The sequence below is a fragment of the Adhaeribacter radiodurans genome (assembly GCF_014075995.1).
Lineage (GTDB): Bacteria > Bacteroidota > Bacteroidia > Cytophagales > Hymenobacteraceae > Adhaeribacter > Adhaeribacter radiodurans.
In genome coordinates this window covers 2,152,016-2,177,241 of record NZ_CP055153.1, presented here as the reverse complement: position 1 = coordinate 2,177,241, position 25,226 = coordinate 2,152,016, and the positions used below count along the sequence as shown (strand labels likewise).

Below are 25,226 nucleotides of genomic sequence, written 5' to 3'. Positions count from 1 at the left end.
GATTATACAGTAGTTTCGGTTAACACGGTTAAAGGTAAATGCGGTTGAATAGCGGCGTAAGTACCCTGGTGGGTAATGGTTCCTTCTTGCATCAACAACACACGGTCGCAGAACTGCATAATTTTTTTATCGTGCGAAATAATAATCAAGGTGCAATTTAAACGCTGGTGTAAGGCTTGTAACATGGGAAGTTTCTCGGCCCGGTTAATAGCTAATAAGTTATTGTCCAGAACAATCAATTTGGGTTTGCGTACGAGGCAGCGGGCCAGCATAATTTTAGAAACTACACTGCGGGGTAATTGCCAATCGGTGCCGGTTAAAAAAGTGTGTAATCCTTTAGGCAAATTTTGCACGTAAGCCGAGAGCTGACAAATTTCTAATGCTTCGAGCACCTCCTGAGTGGTAATGTTGCTTTCGCCGCAGGTAATGTTTTGCAACAGAGTACCTTCAAAAATCTGGTCGGTGGCAATAATGGCGGCCATCTGGCTGCGCAAATTCACCACATCTAAATCGCGGAGCGATAAGTTATTGTAGGCCAATCGCCCTTCGTAACCCGAGGTTAAGCCTAATAATATTTGCGATAATGTAAACTTCCCGGCATCGCTGATGCCCGTTAAAGCAACTTTTTCCGAAGCGTTTATTTTTAAGTTAACGTTGTGTAATTTAATCTGCGCTTCAGAAGGACTGTGGTAGGCCAGATGGCCGGCTTGTACGCTTAAGCCCGAGCCAGTTTCTGTTTCGGTAATTTTTAATCCCCGAGCTTCTTCTAAAGGTAAATCCGTTACCGCGGTAATCTTTTTTAAGCCGGTTAACACATCATACACCACATCTAATTTTAAAATTATTTTCTCTACCGAGTTCATGGTTAAGATGATGATGATTTCGGAGGCCACAAATTGCCCGATGTTGATTTGCCGCTGTAAAACCAGGTAACAACCCAATATAAGTAAGCCGGCTGTGATGAGCGATTTAAAAAAAATAAAGCCCCAGTACTGGGTCATGAGTACGCTAAAATGCTGCCGACGGGCTAATATGTACTGGCTGGTAATGTAATCGGTTTGTTGCATACCCAGATTAGAGTAGCTGGCCATTTTAAAGGTATAGATTGCCCGGGCCATACTCTGCAGCCAACTTACCAACTGGTATTTATATTTGGATTCTACTAAACTGGTTTGTACCCCTTTATTACCCGTGGCATAAATAATTAGGCTAAGCGTAGCCGCCAGAAAAATCCCGAAAATGATAAATGAAGAATGGTACAAAGACAGCAGGATTAAACCAAAAAGTATTTGCAGCAGGGCGGCGTTAAATTCGAGTAAAATTTTGGCAATGCCTTTTTGCAAAGTTAGCGTTTCAAAAAAGCGGTTCATGAGCTCTACCGGTTGCTCCGACTGTAAACTTTCGAGTTGCAGCCGGGGCACCCGGTGGGCAAAATCAAAAGACATGCGGCTAAATAAGCGTTGCTGTAAATGTTCTACCAAATAAACCTGCATAATTTGCAGCCCACCCACCGCAAAAATGCCCACTACAATAAAGCCAATAAGAACCACAATAGAGGTAGACATTTGCCCCCCCGAAACAAACCCGATAATGCTTTGAATACCCAAAGGCAAAGAAAGACTAATAATACCCGCAATGGCGGCATAGATATATATGTACCCAATCTGGCTTTTTTCAACGGCTAAAAACTTAAATAAACGCCCCAAGTGCGAGGGCTTTTTAGCTTGGTTCGTATCGGTAAAGCCGGGAGGTTGGTGCACCAAACTGGTCAGCAAATACGTTTGACTTTCCGGGCGATTTGGGATTTGGTAGCAGTTCCGGCTTATTTCATCTACGGAATTTACTATTAATTTTTCAGGCTTGGATTGGGTAAACCGATATACGTGATAGTGATTATGCTGCCGCTGAATAACTATTGGTACCACCTGGTAATCTATTACCTGGCACAAAATTACGGGAGATTTGCTATGTTCTAGAATGGTTGGCAATTCTGCTGTAGTTGGTTCCGATAAAATGTATATTAGTTTTTCTTTAACGGCCGCTTCTTGTAAGTAAGCCAAAAACGAAGGCACGCTGGCCGGTTTATCGGCCGGGAGAGTTACAGGTTCTTTGGCCAGGGTAGGAGCCGCAGAAAGCCCTTGCAATTGGCTTACGATTTTGTTTATGGCTGGTAAAAGGGTTAAATCCATTGTCTGAACTTTAAATTTTGTAGGCGGCAATGGCCGCAAAAACCAAATGTTTTAAAAAATCAGCTACTTTACCCGTTGTATTTTCGCCGGATTTAATATCTGTGAGGGAAGGCAGGTGTTGCACAAAGTACGTTTGTTGGTGAGTAGCTTCCATTACTGTGCTAATAAGCGTATGCGGATACGGGTAATTCGGGGCAATCTCCAGAAGAACCGCCGCAATTTTTCTGCATAGCGTTTTATATTCCCGAAAATATTGGGCATTGTTATCCTCATCCACTCCTTTGGTTAAGTAAGCTTTTGCCGCATCGGCAATAACAATCCGGTGCAAGGCGGCTTCGTCAATGTAAGTAGTTTGCAAATTATCTAAAGAGGCCTCCGTTAGAATACGAATGATAATGCCAAGTCGCTGCGCCGGATCGGAAATGTTATTGGTCTGAAAGCTAATTTGATAGTCGAGCCACACCCAATAATAGGATACCAGGTAAATCAGCAATTTGTGTTTATTCTCAAAATACCTATACACCGAAGCCTCCGTGGAGTTAATTTCCTGGGCTAACTTTTTAAAGGTAAATTCTTCAAAACCTAAATAGTCGATCAGGCGAATGCTTTCGGCTACTATTTTCTGTCCGAGAATGGTTACTTCTGGGTTCCGGAGGTAAGATTTATGATTTAAATTAATTTTCAACACGGCGTTCACCTGGTTTTTGCCTTAAAACTAAAAAGGGAAGATTAAAATGATATTAAAACTATCAATTAATACATAAAAATTATTATTATTAATAGTAATACTATTATAGATATATCTTGTGTTAACCCAAAAGTTAAGATTTAAGCTATTATAGAATTATTGCCGTGAAATATACTTTAAATGGCTTTCGGAAAAGTGGCTGATAGATATGGGATTTATTACAGAATTTTATAAAGCAAAGCGATACTTAACTGGAAAAAGCAGGGTGGAGTAAGTAAACAGCATACTGAAGGAAGAGCTGTTACGAAGGAACACCTCATCTTCAACCTGGTATAAGTAATGTTGGGTCATGTAATCAATATAGACAACCACTACGACCAAAAAAGAATTACCAAGTTTACAAATCAACTTTTTTCAAGACGAATTGAAATCAATATTATTTTAACAAACGATATAGACAAGAGATCACATCGGAAATAGCTCCATTTAGTATTTGTGGCGGAATACTCCTCGCAACTATTCATCTCAGGAAATAAATAAAATTTTGATGGCTGGGATGATTTAAGGAGAATCCATTCCCTATATGTTTGTTTCCTTTAAAACTAAGTTATTAGAGAACAATACCGCCAGGCGCATGCTTTTTAGCAGGGAAATCTGGATCTCCCCATTGTTCTTTCAAATTCGTCTCAATTGTAAGACTCAGAGCCGTTAGAGGCACATCTTCTAGCCGGTTTTCAAACGGATCTTCGGAACGTTCGCCGATTAAATCTAAACAAAGGAAAACAAAGGAAATAGTAATGGAAATGGGAATACTGGCCCAACCCAATTCTTCGACAAACACAAAAGGCAATAAGGACGCGTGAATAAAGACAAATACCCGCGAGAAGAAGCTATACTGCCGGGGAAAGGGCGTGTTTTTAATGCGTTCACTGCGCCCTTGCACGTTGTTAAACTCAACCAATGTTTCTTCCAGTTTAACAAACCGGAAGTCCGTTAACCAGCCTTGATCGTAAGCCCTTCGCAGATCCTCGCCTTGTAGTTCGAGCAGGTAGTTAGGTGGATTGTGCTTCCGGGTAAACAAATGGTATTCAGCCGGAATCAGAAAAGCTGCCGTATCGGAATATTCATTGGGTTCCTCGTAAATCTCTTCTTGTCCCTGCTCATTATAGGTGTGTTTCTTTCTTAAAAACACTCGCAAGGCATGCACAAATGCCATGTGCCGGTAGACCATACGATATTGTAAGTCTTTAACCGCTGCCGCTTGTGCTTGTCCTTCGGGAATAATCATGGTGATGACCTGCCGAGCCCAAGCGCGGCTATAGTTGACCAGCGAACCCCAGATTTGCCGGGCTTCCCACCAGCGCTCGTAGGCATTGCTGGTTTTAAAACCCAGGAAGATCGCCAGGGCTGTACTTAAAGCCGAAATAGCGGTAAAAGGAATATGCAACTTCCAGATAGCAAAGTAATCGTGAAGCAGATAGACGGCAACAGCGAGTAAGAGGTAATAGAGCATACTCTTCCAGGTATAATAAAAAATCACGCTAAATTTTAGATTGCGTCTGATCAGCATAGTCAAAAATTTATTGGCTAAACCGTTAAGCAACCATAAAGTTTAACCCTTAGATATAAAGTCCGGCTAGTAGCATGGCTCATTTGTCCCCTAATAAAGGTTATTTCACTCCTTAATCACTAATTGGATAAAGGGCAGGTTAGGAAAAAAATTCCTACTTATAACTAGCAATATGCCCCTTTGAGTACTGCTCAACTATTATTAACTGTCACGCCAATTTCTGTCAGAAAATTAAAATTTTGCTGGTCATTAGCTGGATGATACCTGGTGATCTTAGTTACTTTTCATTAACATCCCTCTCAGGGAGGTTAACTTAAATCTTCAACAAAATCTCAAATAATTCTAGGTTGAGGTAGAAAATAGCTCCTTGGTAGCAGTAGATGAAAAAAGTTGCACGGCGCGTTGTATTTCGGCCGCATAGTCGGGAGCTAAGACCCGCAAGTGACGTCCCTCTGGTCCTAAACTATAATCCCACAAGCCGCTATTATGCCAATGATCATCATTTTCCCAGTCCGAGCGATCAAGGATCGGATAAAGGCATACCCCCAAAAAAGGAATGTCCTGGATTAAAACTTTTTGTATTTCGCGAATGATCATGCGCATCCAGGCTGGCCGGTTACCACCGTAGTGGCTGGTCTCGCTGATGATAATTGGTCGCCGGTAACGCTTATAAATTTTTTCAATTAACTGATGCAGCGGTACCCAATTGGAATCCGGTGTTTCTTCGTGCCAGGGGATATAGGCACCGTAATAAAACCATTCGTTGTCGTGGTAGAAATTACAGCCAATAATATCCAGATATTTGGCATTGCCGCCTAATTCCGGATGCCGCATTCCCGCCATTATATCATAAGCTTCAAATTGGGTGGCGTGATCGGCATGAGCCGCCTCCCGCAGCTCCGGTTGATCTGGCGGTACCGCCACGTGAATGAGGGGCTCCACATGCACGAAACGCGCCTGTGGGCAAACTTCCCAAATGGCATCCATGCTGGCCAGAGCCGCCCGCACTAGTTGCAGCTTCATTTCGTACCCCCTACCCTTACCATAGGGGTAAACGGTACCTACCTCCCCGCCCACCCAGCAGAAGTACGAAATTTCATTAACCGGCGTGAAGAAAGGTGTATCGTCACTATATTGGCTTAGAAAAGTAGCAACTGCTTGGCTGAAAGCAGCAAAGCGGGTAATGAATTCGGGACTAAAAACATCCAGGTCGTCGGGCCAGCCGTAATGGCACAAGGTCCAGATAACTTGCATTCCTAGTCTCTGGGCTGCTACGGCCATAGGTTCCAGGGAGGAAAAGTCGTACACGCCCGGTTCTTTTTCAATTAGGGGCCAGCGTACACCATCCCTTACCGTTTGAAAGCCCTGGCTTTTTACCAGCGCATAATCTTGCTCCACTTGAATATCGTGCTGGGTCTGCCGAATCATATCTAACCTTCGACCTTGCCCATTCACATGACAGGCGGCCTCAAATCCGCCCATCAGAAAGGATTTGAAATGCGGCTTCTTACTTGCTACCATTTACTATTTTAAAGATTTTAAAAGGCCTGCTTAGGTCAATGCTTTTTTACCACTTAGTAAAAAGTGAGGCTGACCTAAAATCGAACTCATTCGGCTTACATCGACGGACTAATTTTGGAAAGATAAATAAAGTACTAATTAGCTAAAAAACATTTTATAGCTTTTTTGCCTTCTTCTTCCGATGGACCAGCTTGCAGCTGGCCTAATGTATTGGCAGTACCAACTCGCTACTAAGGAATTCTCAATCACTAGCTATTCGGGTACATTTTGGAAGAAATTTAACCGTGTCCTGCTGGGCACCCATTAGGTATAGGCCATAGCTGCACAAAGCACCTGCTCGGGTCAAGCTTCATCCGGTTTTTTAAAGATTATAGGATATATTTTTGTACCTTCCTCCAAGAGTACAAGCTTTCAAAAACCAACGGTTTATGAAAAAGGTGTTTTTGCTGTTGTTAGTCTTTGTCTTTTCCCAACTGACTTCGCTCGGTCAAGATACAGCAGTGCTGGCACTGAAAACAGCCTTGCAAAAAGCAAAGGAGGATACCACTCGTTTGCGGCTGCACCTGGCTTTACATGCTGCGTAAAAGAGCCCTAATTGAATTAGTAATTTATTTTTTGAAGAATACCTGTTAGATCTAGCATACCCGTCACTGAAGTAAACCCAACTGGCTGGTGAACTTACCCTCTGGGTTAGTAGCTTATTCTTTCCTGCCCCAAAGCCCCAACTTAAATTCTTTAACCAAGTCCACCAACTATTTATCCCCTCACTTATTTCGAACTCACGTTATTTACCATAACCATCGTTACTAGAGAAATAGCCAGATATTATTCATATAATTCTGTTACTTCACTTCTTTTTTTAATTCAATCCAAAAATAGCATACTGGGTAAATATTGGGCTATTAGCAAATTTCATAAACCTTAAAGAAATAATATGATAAAAGTAAAATAATTCTTAAATTTTTACCAAAACATAAAAAGGCAATAAAGGTATGAAAAAGCTACTTTTAACGTATTGCTATTCAATCCTTTCCTTTGCATATTTTATACATTCTTTCTTAATAAATTCTCCTATTTACAGTTGGCCTAGAAGCTTTGTTATTCCTCTATCGCAATATAGAAAGAGAGTTTTTAATTCTTTATTTTCTATAATTCTTTCAACTAACATTTGCTTTGGCTATTCTTCTGATTCTATCAAATTTAATTTAAATTCTCTCCGTAATAAAAAAGTAGTGGAACTGAACCGAAATTGGAGGTTTCACCCAGGAGATAATGATCTTTGGGCTGATCCTGCTTTTGATGATAGTAAATGGCAAGTACTTGACCCTACCCAGGATGTTCACTACCTAAAACAGCTTCGCGCAGCAGAGATTGGCTGGTTCCGCCTTCAGCTACAAGTAGATTCCTCATTGTTGAATATTCCACTGGCAATGACACTGTCTCAATTAGGGGCTTCAGAAATTTACCTTAACGGCAAATTGATTCACCGGCTTGGGGTAGTTAGCTTGGATAGGGAAAAAGAGGTATTGTTCAATCCTAATAATGCTCCGTATAGTTTGCAGTTTACAGGAAGCAGCCATCAGGTGCTGGCAGTAAGGTATTCTTTTACGAAAGGTAATCCCTATTGGAATTTTTTGGGTATCTGGGGTGGGAATCCAATTTTGGTAATAAAAGTTATGCAGGCGGATGTGGCAATACAGGATTTAGTATATTCAAAATCGGTTGTTACCTCCCGTTTGGTGGGTAAGGCTATGTTTTTGTTTGTATTGGCTTTGCTTCACCTTTTCTTTTATATAACCTACCCGGTTAAGCGGGTAAACTTATATTATAGTCTATTCACGTTTAGTTTAGCTTTTGGTTATTTTCTGGAGCACGTCTTTCGTTTCATGCCCCGGGAAGGATCTTCTTACTTTATTATTGGACTTATCTGTTCCCTTTTTTTTGCCCAATTTATGATTTGGGGATTACTGGCCGTTTACTCCCACGCCCGGCAGAAACCAGGTACCATCTTCTTGTTTCTATTATTTTGCGATCTGCTCTACATCATTAGTTGGAAATGGCCTTATGAAGCAGGATATTATTTCTTTCCTTTCTTCATTTTAATGAGTCCTCTGGATGCCATCCGAGTAAGCCTCCTGGCCATACGCAATAAAATAGATGGTGCCCGGGTGGTATTTTGGGGTTGGCTGGGTTTCTTTGTTTTCTGGGCCTTGTTTTGTTTATTCTACTATCAAGTTTTACCTAATTTCCAGTACGCCATGGCTATCACCCTGGACCTGGCTGTTTTTTGTGGAGCGGTAACCTTTTCGTTGGTGCTGGCAATGGAATATGCTAAAACCAAAAAGTGGTTACAGGCTAGCCTCTTAGAGGTGGAGGTAGAGCGTTTAGAAGCAGAAAAGATGCGGGAATTAGAAAAAACAAAATCGGATTTATTCTCCAATATTTCCCATGAGTTCCGCACTCCCCTTACTTTAATTAACGGCATATTAAGAAAACTGCGGAAGGAGGAAGAAAGATCGACCGATCTTCAGGAAGAATATGGCCTTATTCAAAGGAATGCGGATCGGCTGCTGCAATTGGTCAACCAATTTTTAGATTTATCAAAACTGGAGGCTGGCCATTTGCAGGTGGATAAGAAAGCGGGAGAAATTATTACTTTCCTGGATCATCTGGCCGGTTCCTTCGAATCCCTTTTTGAAAGTAAAGAAATTATTTACCAATACGCGCTTCCTGCTGAACCAATACAGGCCTTATTCGATGCGGATAAAGTAGAGAAAGTACTTACTAATCTGCTATTTAATGCCTTTAAATTTACTGCTCCGGGCGGAAAGGTAAACCTGAGGATTTCGGCAATAGTGGAAGCTGCAGATCGAAGTCAATTGGAATTAATCGTACAAGATACGGGAATTGGTATTTCTAAAGAGCAAATACCGCATATCTTTAAAAGGTTCTACCAAGCTGATGCCAGTGCCATGCGCTCCTATGAAGGCACTGGCATTGGCCTGGCCCTGGTAAAGGAATTGGTGGAACTACAAGAGGGCACCATCAGCGTCTCTAGTACAATTGGAGTGGGCACCACGTTTAAAGTTTTGCTGCCGCTACAGCTGGTTACTCCGGAAGAAATAGCTAATCCGCGGGAGCAAGAAGTTGAACCAAAGCAGTTAGAAAACGAAATTAAACCTACTACGGCAGCAGCCTCGGAAACTTTTATGCAGGACGAAGGAAATTCTTTGCCTGGAATATTGGTGGTGGAGGACAATGCTGATCTCAGGTACTTCATTCTCGGGAGTTTGATAGGCCAATACCGGGTGCAGGAAGCCGCTAATGGGCAAACAGGTTATGAACTTGCCCTTGAAAAAATCCCCGACCTGATTATTAGCGATATCATGATGCCCGGTATGGATGGGCTAAGTTTGTGCGAAAAGTTAAAAACAAACGAGCGCACCAGTCATATTCCCGTGATCTTGCTTACTGCTCGTGCCGATATGGGAAGTAAATTGGCAGGATTGGAAACTGGTGCTGATGATTATTTGACCAAACCCTTTCAGGTAGAAGAGCTTCAGATGCGCATCAGAAACTTGATTGAAATGCGCCGGAAATTGCGGGAGCGGTACCGCCGTTCACTTACCCTGCAACCTTCTGAAGTGGTGGTTACCTCCTTAGACGAGAAATTTCTGCAAAAGGTAATAAGTATTCTGGAAGCAAATTTATCCAACAGCGACTTTGATGTGGAGATGTTCAGCCGCGAAATTGGCATGAGCCGGGTTCAATTACACCGTAAACTAAAAGCCCTGACAGATCAGTCGGCAAGTGAGTTTGTTCGTACTTTCAGGCTTAAAAGAGCAGCCAGTTTATTGGAACAGCAAGCAGGAAATATTAGCGAGGTGGCCGATTCCGTTGGTTTTAACAGTATAGCCTATTTTACAAAGTGTTTTAAAGAGCACTTTGGCCAAAAGCCTTCTGAATTCATCGCCGCCTTAAACGAAAATAAATCAACCAAACCGGATTAAATGCCACATCCTAACTTTTGACATTGCAAAGCTTCCTTTCACTTTCCCGCTTTCAGGGCACAGGATGGAACTAAAATCCACTATTCCCCGGATTGGTATTCCTTAAAGAAATAAGTTGCTGTTATCCTGGCACATCCATTTTATCCGTTCTTAATCCTTTCGGACACATTTCTACTGCTCTATTACCTGGTGTCAATAAGTATGATTATAAAGCTAGATTTTAAGCCTAATAATTTGATTTCCTTGATCTTATTAATGAATTACCTTTCTGAAGTAACATCCGTGATACTTTTTGAAACATAGGTGATAACTTGCTATTTACCCTTCATTAAAATTTTTCCCATAGGTAACATCCGTTATTTTTTTTGAAACATAGGTGCTAACCCCCTTTGGATGGAAGGTGGTAATTTTAAGACTACTCCTTCCATTTAATTTTAAAATCACCTATTAGATATGAAGACATTACTCCTGCCTTTGGCTTTAATTTTTCTGTATTTCCTCTCCACTCCTGTACTGAGCCAGTCTATCCAGGGACAAGTACAAGATCCGGATGGGAAACCCTTACCCTATGTGAGTGTGCTCTTGTTAAATAGCAGAGATTCCTCGTTAGTTAAGGGAGCTATTTCTGATGCGTATGGTGCCTATATAATCGACCAGGTTCGTAGCGGGAATTATATCCTTTCTGCTTTATTTATCGGTTATAAACTTGCCCAAGGCCAGCCAATTATTCTCACTGGTAACCAGGTACAAATGAAAGCGTCGGTATTGGTGCTCGTGCCCGACACCAGGCAACTGAAAGAGGTAACAGTATCAGCCAAACGGCCATTTATTGAACAACAAATTGATCGAATGGTGGTGAATGTAGCTAACAGCATTATTGCCAGTGGCAGCACTGCTCTTGATGTGCTGGAAAAAGCGCCCGGTGTAATGGTAGACCGCCAGAATAATCAGCTTCTGTTACGGGGAAGGCCTGGCGTAATGGTGCAGATTGACGGCAGACAAACATACCTGGATATGGCGGACGTAGTAGCCCTGCTTCGAAGTATGTCCAGCGACAACATTGACCAGATTGAACTCATTACGAACCCCTCGGCTAAATACGATGCGGCCGGTAATTCGGGGGTTATCAACATTCGACTCAAGAAAAACAATAATGTGGGTACAAACGGCTCGTTGTCGCTGGCAGGCGGCTCCGGCCGCTATGATCGGGAGCAAGGTAGTTTACAACTAAATCACCGGAGCCAGAAGTTAAATCTATTTGGGAATTACAGTGCCAACCAAGGCGGCAATTATTGGCATTTTATCTCCAGTCGCCATCAGGCGGATGGGCAGCAACACAATGTTATAAATCAGGAAGCTTACTTTCGATTCAGGGATTGGGGACAAAATACAAAAGCCGGGGTTGACTACTTTCTGAGTAAACATACTACCATTGGCTTGGTCTGGACCGGCTTTTGGCTTAACAATAGGCAGAGAGGACCGGCTTCTGCTGTTTTCCGGCGCCAGGAAGGGGGGGCAGTATATTGGCAAACCCAAACGGATAAGTTTGAGCAAACAAAAGCCTTTAACCATATTGGAAACGTAAACCTTCAGCATACATTTGGTAAACAGGGCGGCCAGGTAACAATAGACTTTGACTTAGGGCATTTTGACCGGACTTTTAACAATACCCTATCCACCGAAACAATAGTTCCCGTGACCGACCAACCCCTGAATGGTTTGCTAAGTCAAATGCCTACTACTATTTCTATTCGTACCGCTAAGGCGGATTATAGCCGAACCTTATCTGGTGATTGGAAAATGGAGACAGGTGTTAAGAGCAGCTTTATTCAAAGTAAAAATGACCTTACCCTAAGTAGTGGTGTCGTCGGTCACCTGCAGTTGGACGCTGCACTTTCAAATAACTTTCAATACACGGAGCAAATACAAGCGGCATACGTAAACTTTTCGGGAAAATTAAAAAACAAAACGGAGATTCAGTTAGGCCTGAGGTCTGAACAAACGCACTCAATGGGCCATTCGCTTAACCTTAATCAAAAGGTTACCCGAAATTACCTAAACTTCTTTCCCAGCCTGTTTATCACCCGTCCATTGTCTACTAATCACTCATTAACGCTATCGTACAGTCGCCGCATAGACCGGCCCAACTATCAAAGTCTCAATCCGGGCCGGGGCTATGTAGATCCATATGCGTTCGGTCGGGGTAATCCTTTTCTGAGGCCTCAGTATACCCAATCCCTGGAGGTAAAACATACTTACAAAAATATATTTACCTCCTTAGGGGTTAGTTATATAAATGACTTTATGTTCAGTACCATCCAGCCAGTAGATAGTATCCGATACGAAGCATATCGGGAAAATATTGGCAAATCACAGGCTTACAATCTGACGATGAGTTTTCCGCTAACGGTAATGAAGGGCTGGACAATACAAGCTACCCTGCTGGGTGTTTTCAGTCAATTTCAATACGTTTACCTGAGCACTCCCCTTACGGTTCAACAGATTTCCGCCCGGCTAAATGCTTCAAACGCCATCATGTTGGGCAATGGATTTACGGCGGAGATAACTGGCTGGCTGAATACCCCTACTACCATTGCTATGGCTCGTAGGCCATGGCTAGGAAGTTTGGATGTTGGTTTGCAAAAATCACTCGGTTCTAGTTGGAAAGCAAAGTTTAGTCTGCAAGATGTGTTTCACACTAACCGGTTTGAAAATAGAATTCAGGTTCCTGACTTTTCTACCATCACGGGTTATTCTATGGATACCCGCATTGCCATGCTCAACTTGACCTATACCTTCGGTAATCAGCAACTTAAGGGCAGTCGCCAGCGCCTAATGGGCTCGGAGGAAGAAACGAAGCGAGCGAATTGATATTTCTGGTCAGGAAACAACTTAGGGTATCTATTGCAAGGAACAAACATTTTCCCGAGTAGTGATAACCTAATTTGATATAATTGCACTTATAAAAAATAAGCTTTAATTTATTCTGGTAAACTAAAATCAGGGCACTAGTCCTCTCTTTTTACTTGTGAAGCTAAAAGATTTAATTCAAAACGTTCAAGATGCTCGCCTTCATTTCTTAGCTACCACTTCTCCTCTCACCGATGAACAGGTAATTTTTAAACCTTCCTCAGAGAATTGGTGTATTACGGAGATTGTAGAGCATATGGTTTGGGCAGAGCTGGGTGGTATTAATGGGATTTGGAAGGCGATTGCGGGGATTAAAAACAAACAGCCCGTTTGGATGGGGGAAGCAATCCATCAAGGCCTATCTATCGAGCAGATTATCCAAAAGACTTGGCGGGAAAAAGAAATCGTTCCGGAAAATGCTAAACCTAGTTGGGGTGGACCCATTGATTACTGGAGGGCTTCCCTTTTAAATAACCAAAACTTATTACAATTGTTATCTAGTGCCTTGGAGGGCTTGAACCCAGAAATAGTAATTTATCCGCATATTATTTCAGGTCCCTTGAACGTCTACCAACGCCTGGAATTCTTACGCTTTCATTTGGAACGACATCAAAAGCAAATAGAAAACATTAAAGCGCATCCGGATTTTCCTCAATCCTAAATAATTAGCTTTTCTTGTAACAAATTTCATATTAAATAAACTGGCCCAAACCTTTATTTTAAACATGATACAACTTGTATGAAAGTAAATACTATACTTTGAAAAGTTAGACCTTTGAAAATTTGAAAATAATCCGCATAAAAAGAGCTTTGTAAATAGAGCTTAGAGTATGTTTAAAAATTCAAGATGGTAATCTTGCAAGAATAATATGAATAAAAGCTACTTGCATAAAGCACAGGGAAGAACGTGTTGTTTTCTCATAATCTTTGCTCAAGCGACGAAAGAAGTGGAACCAGGCAAAGCTTCTTTCTACCTGCCATCTACCTTTCTGAGGCACAAACCCTTTCTGAGTTTCCGGCCTTTGACTTATAGCTACCTGCCAGTTGGATAAATCAGCACAATCTTTAAAGTAGCCGCTGTAGGCATGATCAGCTCTAATTAACTGGACCTGGTCGGAAGCCTGCTCTAATTGCCAGAGCAGTTCTATACCCGCTTGCCCATCCTGCACCTGAGCCGAAGAAACAAGTAGCGCCAGCGGTAAACCTAACGTATCAACAGCTACATGCCGCTTGCGCCCATTCACTAACTTAGCCCCATCCACACCGGTAACCAGGGAAATAAGACTGCCTTTCTTCACGCTTTGACTATCTACGGCTGCCACTCTGACTTACTTTTGCCGTCCCTGCCTTTTGCGTTCTTTTACTACTAACCCGGGTAATACTTTCGACCAGGTGCCATCGGCTTGCCATTTACGGAAGTAGTAATAAACCAACTCCAACGGTGGATAAGTGGACTCCAGATTACGCCATTGCATACCAGTACTGGTAAGACGCAAAATAGCATTGACTACCAAATCTAAATTATGCTTCCTTTTGCGGCCATTATCTACTATCTCTTTTATATATTGCCATTGCGCTAGCGTTTAAACTTCCGTTTCTTCTTTGATATCGTAACTAGGATTTAGACACTCATAGTTACTCGGCTACTGCTTTTTTTTTGTTCTTCTATTTTATCCTCCTATAATTTTTAAACATACTCTTAATAGAACTAAGAACTTGGCAATTTGAACAGGCATTGCTTTATTCAATTTGGAAATTGCTGTGCCTAAAATAAGGATCAGCAGCATCGGTGCGCTTTATCAGGGGCAAACCTGCCACGGTACGTCTATTCGTGATTTTGAATTGTTCACGCACGAGGCAGCTTACCTGTGCGGGCACAATATCTTTGCCCAGGATCTTCCTTACTTAGAAAAAGCGGGTATTGGCACAACCTTCCTGAATAAAGAGTTTATTGACACGCTCTACCTATCCCCACTCTTCTTCCCCAACCGGCCTAATCACCGGTTAGTGAAGGATTACCAATTATTAGGGGACCATCTTAACAATCCGGTAACAGATTCCCAGCTGGCCAAAGAAGTACTCGAGGAAAGCGTCGAAGCCTGGCAGCTTTTGCCCCTGGACTTATTGGATATCTACTCGGGATTGCTAGGTACCGAACAATACTTCGAGGCCTTCTTTAAACTTTTTCCGAACATTCTTTACTGCGGTCCGAGCCGGCTTATTTGATTGGTTTAATGGTAAGGTACTACCAAGGGAAGATTTGTGCCAACGCGGACTTAATAGGGCTGATTAGAGAAAGACCTGTACAATTAGCTTATGGCTTATCCTTGCTGCAAGCCCCTGATCCCAATTTGATCATTCCGCCCTGGTTGCTTTTTAAATATCGTGATTTACCCGAAGTCCTGCACCAGCTGCGGGCCAATGTCTGTAATAAACCGGATTGTACTTACTGCACCACGTATAATTTCCCAGTTGCCAGCTTACAGCGGTACTTTGGTTATCCTGAATTCCGGAAGTTTGATCCCAAAGTAAGAAACGCCCTTACAGCAATTAGTAGTAGAACCGGCTTTACGGGGCGAATCCTTGCTAGCTATCTTCCCAACGGGAGGAGGTAAATCCTTGACCTTTCAACTACCCCCCTTGATGCGCGGGGAAGCTTACCGGGGATTAACCGTGATCATCTCCCCCCTGCAAGCTTTAATGAAAGATCAGGTCGATGTGTTGGCCTACCGGTTTGATATTACGAATGCCGTTTACATCAACGGTTTATTGTCACCCCTAGAAAGAGGCGATGCGATCGAGAAAGTCCGCAAAGGCGGCACCAACCTGCTCTACTATGAGTTCTTGCAAACAATTACCGCGTTAGCTGGCGAGGTGCGGGTAATTGTCGTGGGGGATGATGACCAGAACATTTACGAGTTCCGCGGTTCCTCGGTGGCTTTTATGCGCAACTTCCAGCGGGAATGGCAAGCGAAAGCTTATTTTTAGAGTAAAAACTACCGGGCTGGCGCTAACCTGGTGAGCTTCTCAAATCAATTTTTGAATTTGATTACTTCTGAAAGATTGAAAGCCCATTTGCCTTTACGGGCCCATAAGCAGCAAAACGGGACTATCCAGATTACGAACCATTCGGCGGATTCTACCTGGTGGTACCATTAGTAAATGACTTGGTTAAACAAAAATTAACGGGCACCATAGCGGTATTAACCCACACCAACGAAGAATCCTTACTGGTCCAACAGGCTCTATGGCAACAGCATGTACCGGCGCGCCTGATCTTAAAAGAGGTGGGTTTTTCGCTCCGGCAATTACTGAAACTTAAATGCTTTAGCCATTACCTGCATACCAGCATCAAAAAAGAAGTGGGCTTTATTTCCGAAGTGGACTGGCAAGCTTGTAAGGAGCGCGTGAAATGCGAGATTGCCAGCTCCATTAATTTGAACTTGGTCCTTCAGGTCATCGAGGTGTACGAAAAAGGCAGCAGTCCGCGGCGATACTGGTCAGAGTGGCAGGCTTACCTGCAGGAAGTGAAAGCGGAAGACTTCTTCTTTCCCGAGACGAGCAAAGTGTTAGTGTCTACCATGCACAAGGCCATAGGTAAAGAGTTTGACCACGTGTTTTTGCTCCTGAAAGAATACAAGCTCACATCTGAGGACCGGAAGAGGGTGGTGTACGTGGCTATTACCCGGGCCCGGCTATCTATGCGCATTCATACCGATCAGTTCTTCTTTAACCAGCTGCGGGGCCCCAGCTTACCATTGAGAATGATGCTCCTTTCTACCCGGAGCCCAAAACCATTCAGTTGGAACCAGGCATAGGGGACGTGGTACTCGGATACTTTCGCCAACCGGAGATTGTAAAAGAAGTAAAGAAACTTCGATCCGGGGAAAAGCTCGAAGCTGGAAGAAACCTGGAGGGAGGACTTTATCAGATAGATGGAAAATGTTTAATCCTCTTCTCCTCTCGGTTTAAGGAGCGCTTACATTGTTATCAAAACCAAGAGTATGTATTTGCCAGTGGCAAAGTAGCGCAAGTAGTAGTTTGGTGGTGCCAGGAAGACAATCGAGAGTACCGGATTGTGTTACCACGGTTAACATTATTAAAAAACTAATGTGTTTTTTGCCTCTATTTTATAATTCCTACTTTCTACAGGTACAGGTATTAGCAGGATTACCAATAATATGACCTATTTGATTTTATACCAGATTTGGCACAACGTGATGCCTCCACTTTCAAGAATTTAATTCTATTTTACATGAACTGTGATAAAAGCCAAGGTTTTTAGGTTATAATTTTAGTGTAATCAAGCTGGTAGGGAATACCCGATTTAACAATGGCAAATGCCTGTTTCAAGAGCTTATTGCAAACTGCAATTAAGGCTAGTTTGCCATTTTTGCCTTTAGCCACCAACCGCTCGAAAGGGCCTTACAAGCGGCATTGGATTTCTTAGCCGAAAAGCTGCATACATACAATTTGCTGCGGATTAAGCTGCCGCCCATTTTGGTGATGTGCGTCTTTCCTCTAACACTCGAGCCGGAAGTATATTCCCGAGGCGATAAACCCGCTTTGGCAATCAGTTGGCAATAATTATCCATTTTATGGAACCTGCCGGCAAATAAAAGCAACATTCCGGCGGTCTTTTTACCAATCCCTGGGATAGAAGAAAGTAATTGGATCTCTCTTTTAAAAGTATTCTCCAGAGTGGCTAGTAGCTTTTCCTGGATTTGCTTGACTTGCTTATTCAGCATTTTTAAGGTTTGCTGGAGGCCTTTCACGGCTAATTTGCTCACCACCGGTTGTTGCTCCAGCGCCTCCAGAGAGTTAATGACCATGGTTCTTTGCTTATTGAGTTGCTCGGTAACTTGTTCTAGTTGCCGGCATTGGACGATCACCGGCTACTCGGGCTGCCAGGAGGTCATTTGATTCTGCTCTCCATAGCGCCGAATCCATTGAGCATCCTTCTTACCACTTTTACCTTTGCCCAGATGCATCTGGATGTAGCGCTTGATAATTACCGGATTTACTACTCCTACCTTGCGCGCCTTGCTCAAATAAGTAGTAAGCCAGTTGCAAATAGTAGATGCCAAACCTACCGACCTGATGCCGTGTATCTGGGGTTTTGCTTCCATTACATAGAGGCTCTCCGTGCCACATTCCTTAATTAGCTGCCGAAAACCAGCTTTGGTATTTTCTTCTTCCAAGTGTTGCACCTTTTCCTCTACCAGGTAGCTAATGGCCAAAAAATCTTTACTTACATCAATTCCAACTACTTTTTGTTTTGCGGGTGGGATCATAACTTTAACCGTTTAAACAGGTAGATTATAAAGAAGGGTATGTAGCTTTCTCTATCCTGATGCAAGCTCATGTAGGCTTAATGGAACTGTTCAAAGTAAACCATAGATAAAAGAAGGGGATTATCATGTAAAACGGGTTTTTTACACCTTATAACAGTAAGAATCTTACTCCTTCCTTTCTTCTCTTTTTATCCGAATATAAGTATCCAGACAATCATAGGATAACATTGGTTATAGTCTTAAACTTAGCAGAAGTCTAATTATAAGAAGATTATACTTTACTAAGTGTAAACTTAATTAATAGTATTTTTAAATAAATTATTAACAAAAAGTTTAATTAAATCTAAAAATTTTACATATATTTATTTATATCATTTTAAAATAGCCTATATAATTATCTAACATCCTATCCTTTTAAAAACAATTGATTAATAATTAATTAAAAGATAAGTACATATATAGTATAAAGTTATTAATTATTTCTTAGATGTTTAAGATTCGGAACGCAGTGCCGTTTGATTCAGAAAAACTGATAACCCTTACGGGGCTTACTCCCATGAAAGGGGTTATTAGTTTGCGAGTAGATCGCCATCCAGATTTTTTTGAACTGCTGCGACAAAGAGGAGAATTCATAGCTCTGGTAGCCGAAAATGAAAATAAAGAAATAGTAGGATGTTTTACCGCAGCCAGGCAAAATTTTATGTATAGGCAAAATCAAACCCCAGTATTCTATTTGGGTGATTTAAAAGTGCATCCTTTTTTAAAAGGAAGTTCTCTTGCTTATCGTTTAGTGGGGCACATGTATGATGAACTTAAGAAACACAATGCTGACTTGTTATTGTGTACTGCCGCAGATGGTAATCAGGCGGTCATGCCTTTTTTTGATGGAAGATTAGGTATCCCGCAGTTTAAAAGAATGGGTCGATTCTTTATATATCAGGTTTTACCGCGAAGAACGTCGCCTGGTTACCACGTTTTGGAAGGTATCGATGTAAACAATAAATTGAATTGTTTTTATACATCCTTTTATCAACGATACCGTTTTCACCCGGTTATTAATCATTTAGATGGCTGTATTCATTTCATAAAAGAAAATTCGGGTTTTATAAGTGCAGCCATTTCTATTACTGATACAAGCAGTTATAAACAAAATGTGGTACTTGATTATCCATTTAGTTTAGCTCTTCTGTTAAATTTATTAAAAGGGGTAAGTGCTTTTATTTCAATACCAACCTTGCCCCAGAAGAATGAAGCGTTGCGCATTGCCTACGTACGATACTTAGGGGTAGAAAATAATAAGGAAGCAGACCTGGTCAGTGTCATCCAACAAGCTCGGCACTGGGCCTTCGACAATAATTACCATTTTTTGAATATTGCAATAAATGAAAATGATGAACGACTCATAAAGTTAATGGATCGCTGGAAGCAATTTATATTTATATCCCACGGATTGTTGACTAGCTTAGCCGGGCATTCCGAAATGGTAGATGAGATCAGTCATAGTGTGATTTACGAAGATTTTTCACTTGTATAAAATAATATCCATGGAAAAGCCGCTATTATCCGAACCGATTGCTGCCGAACAACAAGCCGTTATAACGGATATATTATCCCAAGCTATTACCGGAGAGCTCATTGGGATGTCCAATTTTGCCTCTTTGGCTGGTGCCATTGATGATGTACACGAAAAAATGGAAGCGGTAGAACATGCTAACTGCGAACGAAACCATGCTGAGGGTTTCATCGCGGTGGCCAAGCAATTTGGGCTGCAGCCTATCATTAATATGGAAGGATATTATTGGAAAAATGTGCGGGATTGTTTCTTAAAATATGCTAAGCAGAAAGATTGCATTGGCTGCATCATTATCCAGGAAGTAATGCTGGAGTGCTTTGCGGTAAGTATGTACCATGATGTTGGCCAAGTCTTAGATAATGAAATTGGTGCCTTGTTCAGGGCCATCTCGGCAGAAGAAGAAGAACATATTGAACATTCTATTAATCTGTTGCAGGCTGAAATGAATAAAGACTCTTTTGCTTTTTACCAAAAAGTAGAAGCGATTCATTGGGATTGTATGGGGATATTAGCCGAGTGGACGGCTCAAACTGATTTAAAAGGACATTGTGGAGTTTGTAAAGGAACGTGTATGAAGGAATCATTGCCCAATGTATCGCTGGATGTAACTACCATGCGAGGTAACGCCTTGAACTTATATATGAAAACCTTGGATCGAATAGGCTTGCCAGGCGAAAAAACGCTGCAATGGGTCATCAACCTTCCCGCTTAAATTTCGCCATAATAGGCCACCAGGATAAGTGGACAAAAGTGGAGCGCTTTGTAAATGCCCTACGGCAGAAAGAGAATAATGCACCCTTATCAGTAGAAAAAATAAAAGAAGTTTATTCTTTTATTCCTCCCCGTAAATTATTCGATATCAAAATGGTATCCGCGGTGCGAGGAGTTGTGCATGGTTCATATATAGAAACCTTTATTTCTCCGGATGAATTAGACAGTAAATACCTTCACAAGAATCTGAATAAAGTTAAAGATGCCTGTGCTTGTGCCGCCTCTTTGGGAGCTAATGTAGTTTCATTAGGGGGATTTACTTCTATACTATTAGAATGCGGAAATAATAGTATTACCCAACTGAAGCAGACAAGTTTTACAACTGGTAATACCTTAACAGCAGCATTTATTGCTGAAGGAATAGAAAAAGCAAGCAAATTATGGGAGCAACCGCTAAGTGAATCCAAGTTACTAATTATTGGTGCTACCGGCGATATTGGTAGAGCTTGTGTTACTTATTTTGCCGGCAAGGTAAAGCAATTACTATTAAATGCCAGACAATCCGGTCCTTTGCAAAAACAACAAGCCTTGTTGGGCAAAGAAAATATTAAAGCCATAAGTTCGGTTCATATCAATGACCTGCTGCCGCAAGCCGATATGGTTATTTGTGTAGCTAGTTCTTTATTACACAATTGTGATATGGGGTTATTACCAAAGCACGCAATTATTTGTGATGCGGGTTATCCTAAAAACTTACATTCTTCTCCAGAACTTCAAGAACGTCGCTTATTTTTTGGCGGTATGGGAATGGTAAAAGGGGGCTTTACAAGTAGTCAGGATTATAAGCAACACATTTATCAGTTTGCCATCCAAGATGTATCGCATGGCTGCATTTTGGAGTCAGTAGTTCTGGCAATGGAAAATAACCCCGTTTCGTATTCAATGGGTAGAGGTAATATTACCACCCAGGCCATGGCAGAAATACGGGCTATGGCGGCGAAACATGGTATTGTAACGGCTCCTTTGTTTGATGAACAGGGTTGTCTGGAAAGCGAAATGATTTTGAAAAATGAAGCCTGAAACCAAAGGACAAGTTCAGCTAAGCAAATTGATTTTCACTCATAACTGGGAAGATCCAGCTATGGATGAAAGAGCTTTGCAAATAAAAGCAGATGATACTGTTTTTACTATTACCTCCGGAGGATGTAATACACTGGGCTTTCTGCGTTTTAATCCGAGACAAATTTATTGCGTAGATATAAATGCCGCTCAAACTTATCTGATGGAGTTAAAACAAGCTGCTTTTCGGTATCTTGACTACGAAGAATTATTGGCATTTCTCGGACTCCGCCATCACCCTAAACGTTCACTTATTTTTCGAAAACTGATATCTGACCTTTCTCCCGAAGCCAGGTCCTTTTGGTTGAACAATAATAGTCTCATAGAAAAAGGGATCATCATGAATGGCCGGTATGAACGATTTGTAAAAATCGCGAGCTGGCTACTGCGCACTTTACAAGGATATGGAAAAACAAAGAGGTTGTTTGGATTAAAAACCTTAGAGGAACAAAAAAAGCTTTATGATACGGAATGGAACAATGGTCGATGGCAATGGATATTCAAGACTTTGTTCAATAAAAAACGTTTAGCAAAAGGAGGGTTAGATGGTGATTATTTCCATTTTGATGATGGCTCCGCATCCTTTTCGGAAAGTTTTCACAAAAGAGCTGGCCATGCCATCTGTGATTTGCCCGTACAAACCAATTATTTTCTTGCACTTTATTTACTGGGGCACTATCAGAATGAAAAAAGCATTCCTGCTTATTTACAACAGGAGAATTTTAATGTTATTAAAAAAAACATAGATCGGATCCATCCGGTAACAGCCGATAGTAAATATTGGTTGGAAGTACAGCAGGATAATTTATTTGACGCAATGGCCTTATCCAACATCTGTGAATTGATGGATAAGGCCGATACTCACAAGTTATTTTCAGAAGTACTACGCACCAGCAAGCCCGGGGCCCGACTTATTTTCCGCAATTTAATGATTCCGAGAGAGGTGCCGGAAAATCTGCAGAGCAACATTATTCAAGACAGTGATCTGAGTAAGGAGATTCAATTCCAAGATCGGTCTTTTGTATATGGCAAAGTAGCGGCTTACACCATTGTTAAATAAAAACCAGTGTTGTTGAATTTATATAAAATACCGGTTAAAACAAACATCATTCTTACTGCTGTTTGTACAGTTTCCTATTTCTCTTTATTGTGGAAAGCTTCTCATGCTACTCACTTAGGATGGGTAATTATGTATGGGATTATGTTTGCTTTTATCATGGTACCTGTTTATTCTCTTATACACGAAGCCGAACACAATATTCTTCATCCTAATGAAAAAATGAATGCTTTTATGGGACGATGGTTGTGTACCCTGTTTATAGTGCCTTATAGCTTTTTTAAACATTGTCATTTAAAGCATCATAAAAAGAACCGAACCGATGAAGAAATGTGGGACCTGTATTATGAGCACCAGGAAAAATGGCGCCGATATGGTAACTTATATGCCATGATGATTGGGTTGGGCTATTTTGCTCTTTGGTTGGCAGTAATACTATTCGCCTTTGCACCACGCTTATTATTTACCAAATTTTTTCGTTCTCACAAAGAAATCGCAGGCTTCATAAAGGGGAGTGAGCAAGAACAAAAGGTTAAGCGATCAATGGTAGAGAGCTGGCTTATTTTGTTATTTTGCACGGCTTGTTTTTACTTACTTCAACTTAAATGGTCTTGCTGGCTGGTGCTCTTTGGGATGCATGGTTTTTTGTGGTCCTCGCAGAATTATGTAAACCATGCCTTCAGCCCAAGAGATATCATCAACGGAGCACATAATCTTCATGTGCCATTTTGGGCAAATTGGCTCTACCTGAACTTTAATTTACATTTGGCGCATCATCAGAACCCCCAGGTTTCCTGGATTCATCTCCCTCTATTAGTCAAAGCTGGAAGCCAAAGAATTACCTTTTTAAAGAATTATATTCGTTTGTGGAAAGGGCCCCGGTTAACGAAAGAGCCAGAACCTAAAAATTGAAGGTAAGAAAGCGTCCTTATATAAATACCAAGCGAAATTTACTTTAGAATTTTGTTCTAATTTTTCAGTTAAACACGTTCTAATAAGATATATTAACTTATTTAACATAAAACGACTTATAAGACTGAAATACATTTCTTGTTAAGGTGAATGGAAGGGGATTTAATAGATATAGATTAAGGTACTTAAACTCGTTTGATTTAAGTACCTTCCAAAAACTGAAGGTATACCCCGTTGGTTTCTGTTCTGCCGTAAAAAATTATATAATCAAAACTTTATGTAGCATGTAAGACCCTATTTATAAGCTTCTATTTCTCGAAAAAATTTAATTTCCCACTAAGGCTTTTTCAATAGAATTTATTTTATTTAGAATAAATTCTACTGGGCATGGTTCATCCGAATACATTTTTACCCCTGCGCCAAGTTCTCGAAGCAGCGGGCGACATCACTTTTAGTGCGGAAGAGTTCCACCAACTAACTTCCTATTTTAAGGTGCGGGTTTTGAAGAAAAAGGAATTTTTTAATCACCAGAATCAATACTGCCGCTATGTCGCGTTGGTAAACTCAGGTTGTCTGCGAGGGTTTCATACCAACGACAAAGGCGATGAACTGACGCTATTCTTCGCTTTTGCCGGCCAATGGGCTGGTGATAAAACCAGTTTTTACTCGGGCCATCCGTCTATCTCCGGCATCCAGGCTCTGGAAAAAACGGAAATCGTGTACGTGGACAAGCACGACTGGGAAACGGCTATGGATCGCACCCCGGCATTTGAAAAATGGTACCGCCGGCGCTCCCGCGAAACATTAGAGGAGACGCAGCGCAAGTTCATTGCCCGGCAAACCGAATCGGCCGAAGAAAAATACCTGAACCTGCTTAAAAATGAACCTGCCATCGTGGCCCGGATACCCCAGCAATATATTGCCTCTTATTTCGGCATTAAACCCCAATCGCTCAGCCGCGTGCGTAAATTAATTTCGGTGGATGCTGATTTCTTAACATAGGTGCAGAATTTTAAAGATCCAGCCTGATACTTTTGGTTTGTTAATGAACTAATTCACTGCCGGCACTAGGCACTAATTTGAAAACATGCAAACCCAGCCATTATCTGGCGGCATCGTCCATCAGAGTCAAGGAAAAAACTTTTATCTGCTTGGCCATTCCATCACTACTATTTTCTCGCAACAAACCACCCAAGGTGCTTATTATGTGTTTGAGGTAGTTACCCCGCCCGGCCTGGGACTTCCCCCGCACATGCACGAGCGGGAAGATGAATTTATTTACCTGGTAGAAGGCAAGTTAGAGATCTTACTGGGTGAAAAGACTTTTCTCGCTCAGGCGGGTGCAAGTATTTTCTTTCCCAAAGGGGTAGCCCATGCTTTTCAAAATGCCAGCAGCAAAGCGGCGAAAGCTATTTTCACGGTTGTACCTGGGGCTAATTTTGAAGCTTTTTTTACGAAACTAGCGGCCCTGCCACCCGGCACACCGGACCTGCCCCAGATTATTGCTATCTTTGCCGAGTACGGTATGCAAGTGCTGCTGCCGGAAACCGCTTAGCACCTAACCTTAATTTACCCAAACCATTGCTCCAACGGGCTGGCCTTACAACCAAGGAAGACGGGCGTCGCTTCGGATTATTACAAACATCTGTCTTGTACCAATACTAGGTCATTT

The 25,226-nt window shown here is 41.7% G+C and carries 21 protein-coding genes and 3 pseudogenes; 16 read left to right on the top strand and 8 right to left on the bottom strand.

Annotation, left to right across the window (positions count from 1 at the left end; genetic code table 11):
- Positions 1 to 2: 2 nt before the first annotated feature.
- The 4 genes from HUW48_RS09105 to HUW48_RS09090 all read right to left on the bottom strand — a co-directional run bounded on the left by HUW48_RS09105 (position 3) and on the right by HUW48_RS09090 (position 5,968).
- Positions 3 to 2,189 (bottom strand): peptidase domain-containing ABC transporter, encoded by a 2,187-nt coding sequence (locus tag HUW48_RS09105; RefSeq protein WP_182415375.1) that lies wholly within the window; start codon positions 2,187 to 2,189, stop codon positions 3 to 5.
- A 10-nt stretch (positions 2,190 to 2,199) separates the two neighbouring features.
- Complete coding sequence (locus HUW48_RS09100) at positions 2,200 to 2,877, bottom strand: TetR/AcrR family transcriptional regulator (RefSeq protein WP_246343801.1); 678 nt, start codon at positions 2,875 to 2,877, stop codon at positions 2,200 to 2,202.
- A 610-nt stretch (positions 2,878 to 3,487) separates the two neighbouring features.
- Positions 3,488 to 4,447: a bestrophin family protein gene (locus HUW48_RS09095; RefSeq protein WP_182415373.1), complete on the bottom strand. Its 960-nt coding sequence runs from the start codon at positions 4,445 to 4,447 to the stop codon at positions 3,488 to 3,490.
- Between the two features lie 342 nt (positions 4,448 to 4,789).
- On the bottom strand, positions 4,790 to 5,968 hold the full coding sequence (locus tag HUW48_RS09090; RefSeq protein ID WP_182415372.1) for a glycoside hydrolase family 1 protein: 1,179 nt from the start codon (positions 5,966 to 5,968) through the stop codon (positions 4,790 to 4,792).
- Between the two features lie 428 nt (positions 5,969 to 6,396).
- Here HUW48_RS09090 and HUW48_RS09085 point away from each other — a divergent pair, with 428 nt between their 5' ends.
- The 5 genes and pseudogenes from HUW48_RS09085 to HUW48_RS09070 all read left to right on the top strand — a co-directional run bounded on the left by HUW48_RS09085 (position 6,397) and on the right by HUW48_RS09070 (position 13,549).
- Entirely contained in the window at positions 6,397 to 6,552 is a 156-nt protein-coding gene (locus tag HUW48_RS09085) for a hypothetical protein (RefSeq protein ID WP_182415371.1), read from the top strand.
- A pseudogene (locus HUW48_RS27695) lies at positions 6,542 to 6,778 on the top strand (hypothetical protein); the annotation flags it as partial. The gene HUW48_RS09085 and the pseudogene HUW48_RS27695, both read left to right, overlap by 11 nt.
- Before the next feature lie 422 nt (positions 6,779 to 7,200).
- Positions 7,201 to 9,978, top strand: a complete 2,778-nt coding sequence (locus tag HUW48_RS09080; RefSeq protein WP_182415370.1) for a hybrid sensor histidine kinase/response regulator transcription factor — start codon at positions 7,201 to 7,203, stop codon at positions 9,976 to 9,978.
- A 453-nt stretch (positions 9,979 to 10,431) separates the two neighbouring features.
- Complete coding sequence (locus tag HUW48_RS09075) at positions 10,432 to 12,849, top strand: outer membrane beta-barrel protein (protein WP_182415369.1); 2,418 nt, start codon at positions 10,432 to 10,434, stop codon at positions 12,847 to 12,849.
- A 157-nt stretch (positions 12,850 to 13,006) separates the two neighbouring features.
- Positions 13,007 to 13,549, top strand: coding sequence for a DinB family protein (locus HUW48_RS09070; protein ID WP_182415368.1), 543 nt, complete (start codon positions 13,007 to 13,009; stop codon positions 13,547 to 13,549).
- A 181-nt stretch (positions 13,550 to 13,730) separates the two neighbouring features.
- Here HUW48_RS09070 and HUW48_RS09065 read toward each other — a convergent pair whose 3' ends face one another.
- Positions 13,731 to 14,210, bottom strand: coding sequence for a transposase (locus tag HUW48_RS09065; RefSeq protein ID WP_182415367.1), 480 nt, complete (start codon positions 14,208 to 14,210; stop codon positions 13,731 to 13,733).
- Between the two features lie 6 nt (positions 14,211 to 14,216).
- A pseudogene (locus tag HUW48_RS09060) lies at positions 14,217 to 14,453 on the bottom strand (transposase); the annotation flags it as partial.
- A 196-nt stretch (positions 14,454 to 14,649) separates the two neighbouring features.
- On the opposite strand from HUW48_RS09060, the gene HUW48_RS09055 reads away from it, so the two are divergent.
- The 4 genes and pseudogenes from HUW48_RS09055 to HUW48_RS09040 all read left to right on the top strand — a co-directional run bounded on the left by HUW48_RS09055 (position 14,650) and on the right by HUW48_RS09040 (position 16,999).
- Entirely contained in the window at positions 14,650 to 15,114 is a 465-nt protein-coding gene (locus tag HUW48_RS09055; RefSeq protein ID WP_182415366.1) for a PolC-type DNA polymerase III domain-containing protein, read from the top strand.
- Between the two features lie 321 nt (positions 15,115 to 15,435).
- Positions 15,436 to 15,876, top strand: a pseudogene (locus HUW48_RS27575) (DEAD/DEAH box helicase); the annotation flags it as partial.
- A gap of 158 nt (positions 15,877 to 16,034) precedes the next feature.
- Positions 16,035 to 16,706 (top strand): 3'-5' exonuclease, encoded by a 672-nt coding sequence (locus tag HUW48_RS09045; RefSeq protein ID WP_182415364.1) that lies wholly within the window; start codon positions 16,035 to 16,037, stop codon positions 16,704 to 16,706.
- On the top strand, positions 16,691 to 16,999 hold the full coding sequence (locus HUW48_RS09040; protein ID WP_182415363.1) for a hypothetical protein: 309 nt from the start codon (positions 16,691 to 16,693) through the stop codon (positions 16,997 to 16,999). Before HUW48_RS09045 ends, HUW48_RS09040 begins: the two co-directional genes overlap by 16 nt.
- Before the next feature lie 268 nt (positions 17,000 to 17,267).
- Here HUW48_RS09040 and HUW48_RS09035 read toward each other — a convergent pair whose 3' ends face one another.
- Complete coding sequence (locus tag HUW48_RS09035; RefSeq protein ID WP_182415362.1) at positions 17,268 to 17,720, bottom strand: transposase; 453 nt, start codon at positions 17,718 to 17,720, stop codon at positions 17,268 to 17,270.
- A gap of 63 nt (positions 17,721 to 17,783) precedes the next feature.
- Positions 17,784 to 18,182 (bottom strand): IS110 family transposase, encoded by a 399-nt coding sequence (locus HUW48_RS09030; protein ID WP_182415361.1) that lies wholly within the window; start codon positions 18,180 to 18,182, stop codon positions 17,784 to 17,786.
- 556 nt (positions 18,183 to 18,738) lie between these two features.
- On the opposite strand from HUW48_RS09030, the gene HUW48_RS09025 reads away from it, so the two are divergent.
- The 7 genes from HUW48_RS09025 to HUW48_RS08995 all read left to right on the top strand — a co-directional run bounded on the left by HUW48_RS09025 (position 18,739) and on the right by HUW48_RS08995 (position 25,109).
- Positions 18,739 to 19,716: a GNAT family N-acetyltransferase gene (locus HUW48_RS09025; RefSeq protein WP_182415360.1), complete on the top strand. Its 978-nt coding sequence runs from the start codon at positions 18,739 to 18,741 to the stop codon at positions 19,714 to 19,716.
- 10 nt (positions 19,717 to 19,726) lie between these two features.
- Positions 19,727 to 20,467, top strand: a complete 741-nt coding sequence (locus tag HUW48_RS09020) for a long-chain fatty aldehyde decarbonylase (protein ID WP_182415359.1) — start codon at positions 19,727 to 19,729, stop codon at positions 20,465 to 20,467.
- Entirely contained in the window at positions 20,443 to 21,546 is a 1,104-nt protein-coding gene (locus HUW48_RS09015) for a hypothetical protein (RefSeq protein WP_182415358.1), read from the top strand. The genes HUW48_RS09020 and HUW48_RS09015 overlap by 25 nt, the downstream gene beginning before the upstream one ends.
- Entirely contained in the window at positions 21,536 to 22,645 is a 1,110-nt protein-coding gene (locus tag HUW48_RS09010) for a DUF3419 family protein (protein WP_182415357.1), read from the top strand. Before HUW48_RS09015 ends, HUW48_RS09010 begins: the two co-directional genes overlap by 11 nt.
- Before the next feature lie 12 nt (positions 22,646 to 22,657).
- Complete coding sequence (locus HUW48_RS09005) at positions 22,658 to 23,554, top strand: fatty acid desaturase (RefSeq protein WP_182415356.1); 897 nt, start codon at positions 22,658 to 22,660, stop codon at positions 23,552 to 23,554.
- 387 nt (positions 23,555 to 23,941) lie between these two features.
- Entirely contained in the window at positions 23,942 to 24,556 is a 615-nt protein-coding gene (locus HUW48_RS09000; protein WP_182415355.1) for a Crp/Fnr family transcriptional regulator, read from the top strand.
- A gap of 85 nt (positions 24,557 to 24,641) precedes the next feature.
- Entirely contained in the window at positions 24,642 to 25,109 is a 468-nt protein-coding gene (locus HUW48_RS08995) for a cupin domain-containing protein (protein ID WP_182415354.1), read from the top strand.
- The last annotated feature ends 117 nt before the right edge of the window (positions 25,110 to 25,226 follow it).

Bases quoted from the DNA above. Each gene is read 5' to 3' on its own strand.
- HUW48_RS09105 (WP_182415375.1), bottom strand. From the start codon at position 2,189: ATGGATTTAACCCTTTTACCAGCCATAAACAAAATCGTAAGCCAATTG.
- HUW48_RS09095 (WP_182415373.1), bottom strand. From the start codon at position 4,447: ATGCTGATCAGACGCAATCTAAAATTTAGCGTGATTTTTTATTATACC.
- HUW48_RS09090 (WP_182415372.1), bottom strand. From the start codon at position 5,968: ATGGTAGCAAGTAAGAAGCCGCATTTCAAATCCTTTCTGATGGGCGGA.
- HUW48_RS09085 (WP_182415371.1), top strand. From the start codon at position 6,397: ATGAAAAAGGTGTTTTTGCTGTTGTTAGTCTTTGTCTTTTCCCAACTG.
- HUW48_RS09075 (WP_182415369.1), top strand. From the start codon at position 10,432: ATGAAGACATTACTCCTGCCTTTGGCTTTAATTTTTCTGTATTTCCTC.
- HUW48_RS09035 (WP_182415362.1), bottom strand. From the start codon at position 17,720: ATGGTCATTAACTCTCTGGAGGCGCTGGAGCAACAACCGGTGGTGAGC.
- HUW48_RS09030 (WP_182415361.1), bottom strand. From the start codon at position 18,182: ATGATCCCACCCGCAAAACAAAAAGTAGTTGGAATTGATGTAAGTAAA.
- HUW48_RS09025 (WP_182415360.1), top strand. From the start codon at position 18,739: ATGAAAGGGGTTATTAGTTTGCGAGTAGATCGCCATCCAGATTTTTTT.
- HUW48_RS09020 (WP_182415359.1), top strand. From the start codon at position 19,727: ATGGAAAAGCCGCTATTATCCGAACCGATTGCTGCCGAACAACAAGCC.
- HUW48_RS09015 (WP_182415358.1), top strand. From the start codon at position 20,443: ATGGGTCATCAACCTTCCCGCTTAAATTTCGCCATAATAGGCCACCAG.
- HUW48_RS09010 (WP_182415357.1), top strand. From the start codon at position 21,536: ATGAAGCCTGAAACCAAAGGACAAGTTCAGCTAAGCAAATTGATTTTC.
- HUW48_RS09000 (WP_182415355.1), top strand. From the start codon at position 23,942: ATGGTTCATCCGAATACATTTTTACCCCTGCGCCAAGTTCTCGAAGCA.
- HUW48_RS08995 (WP_182415354.1), top strand. From the start codon at position 24,642: ATGCAAACCCAGCCATTATCTGGCGGCATCGTCCATCAGAGTCAAGGA.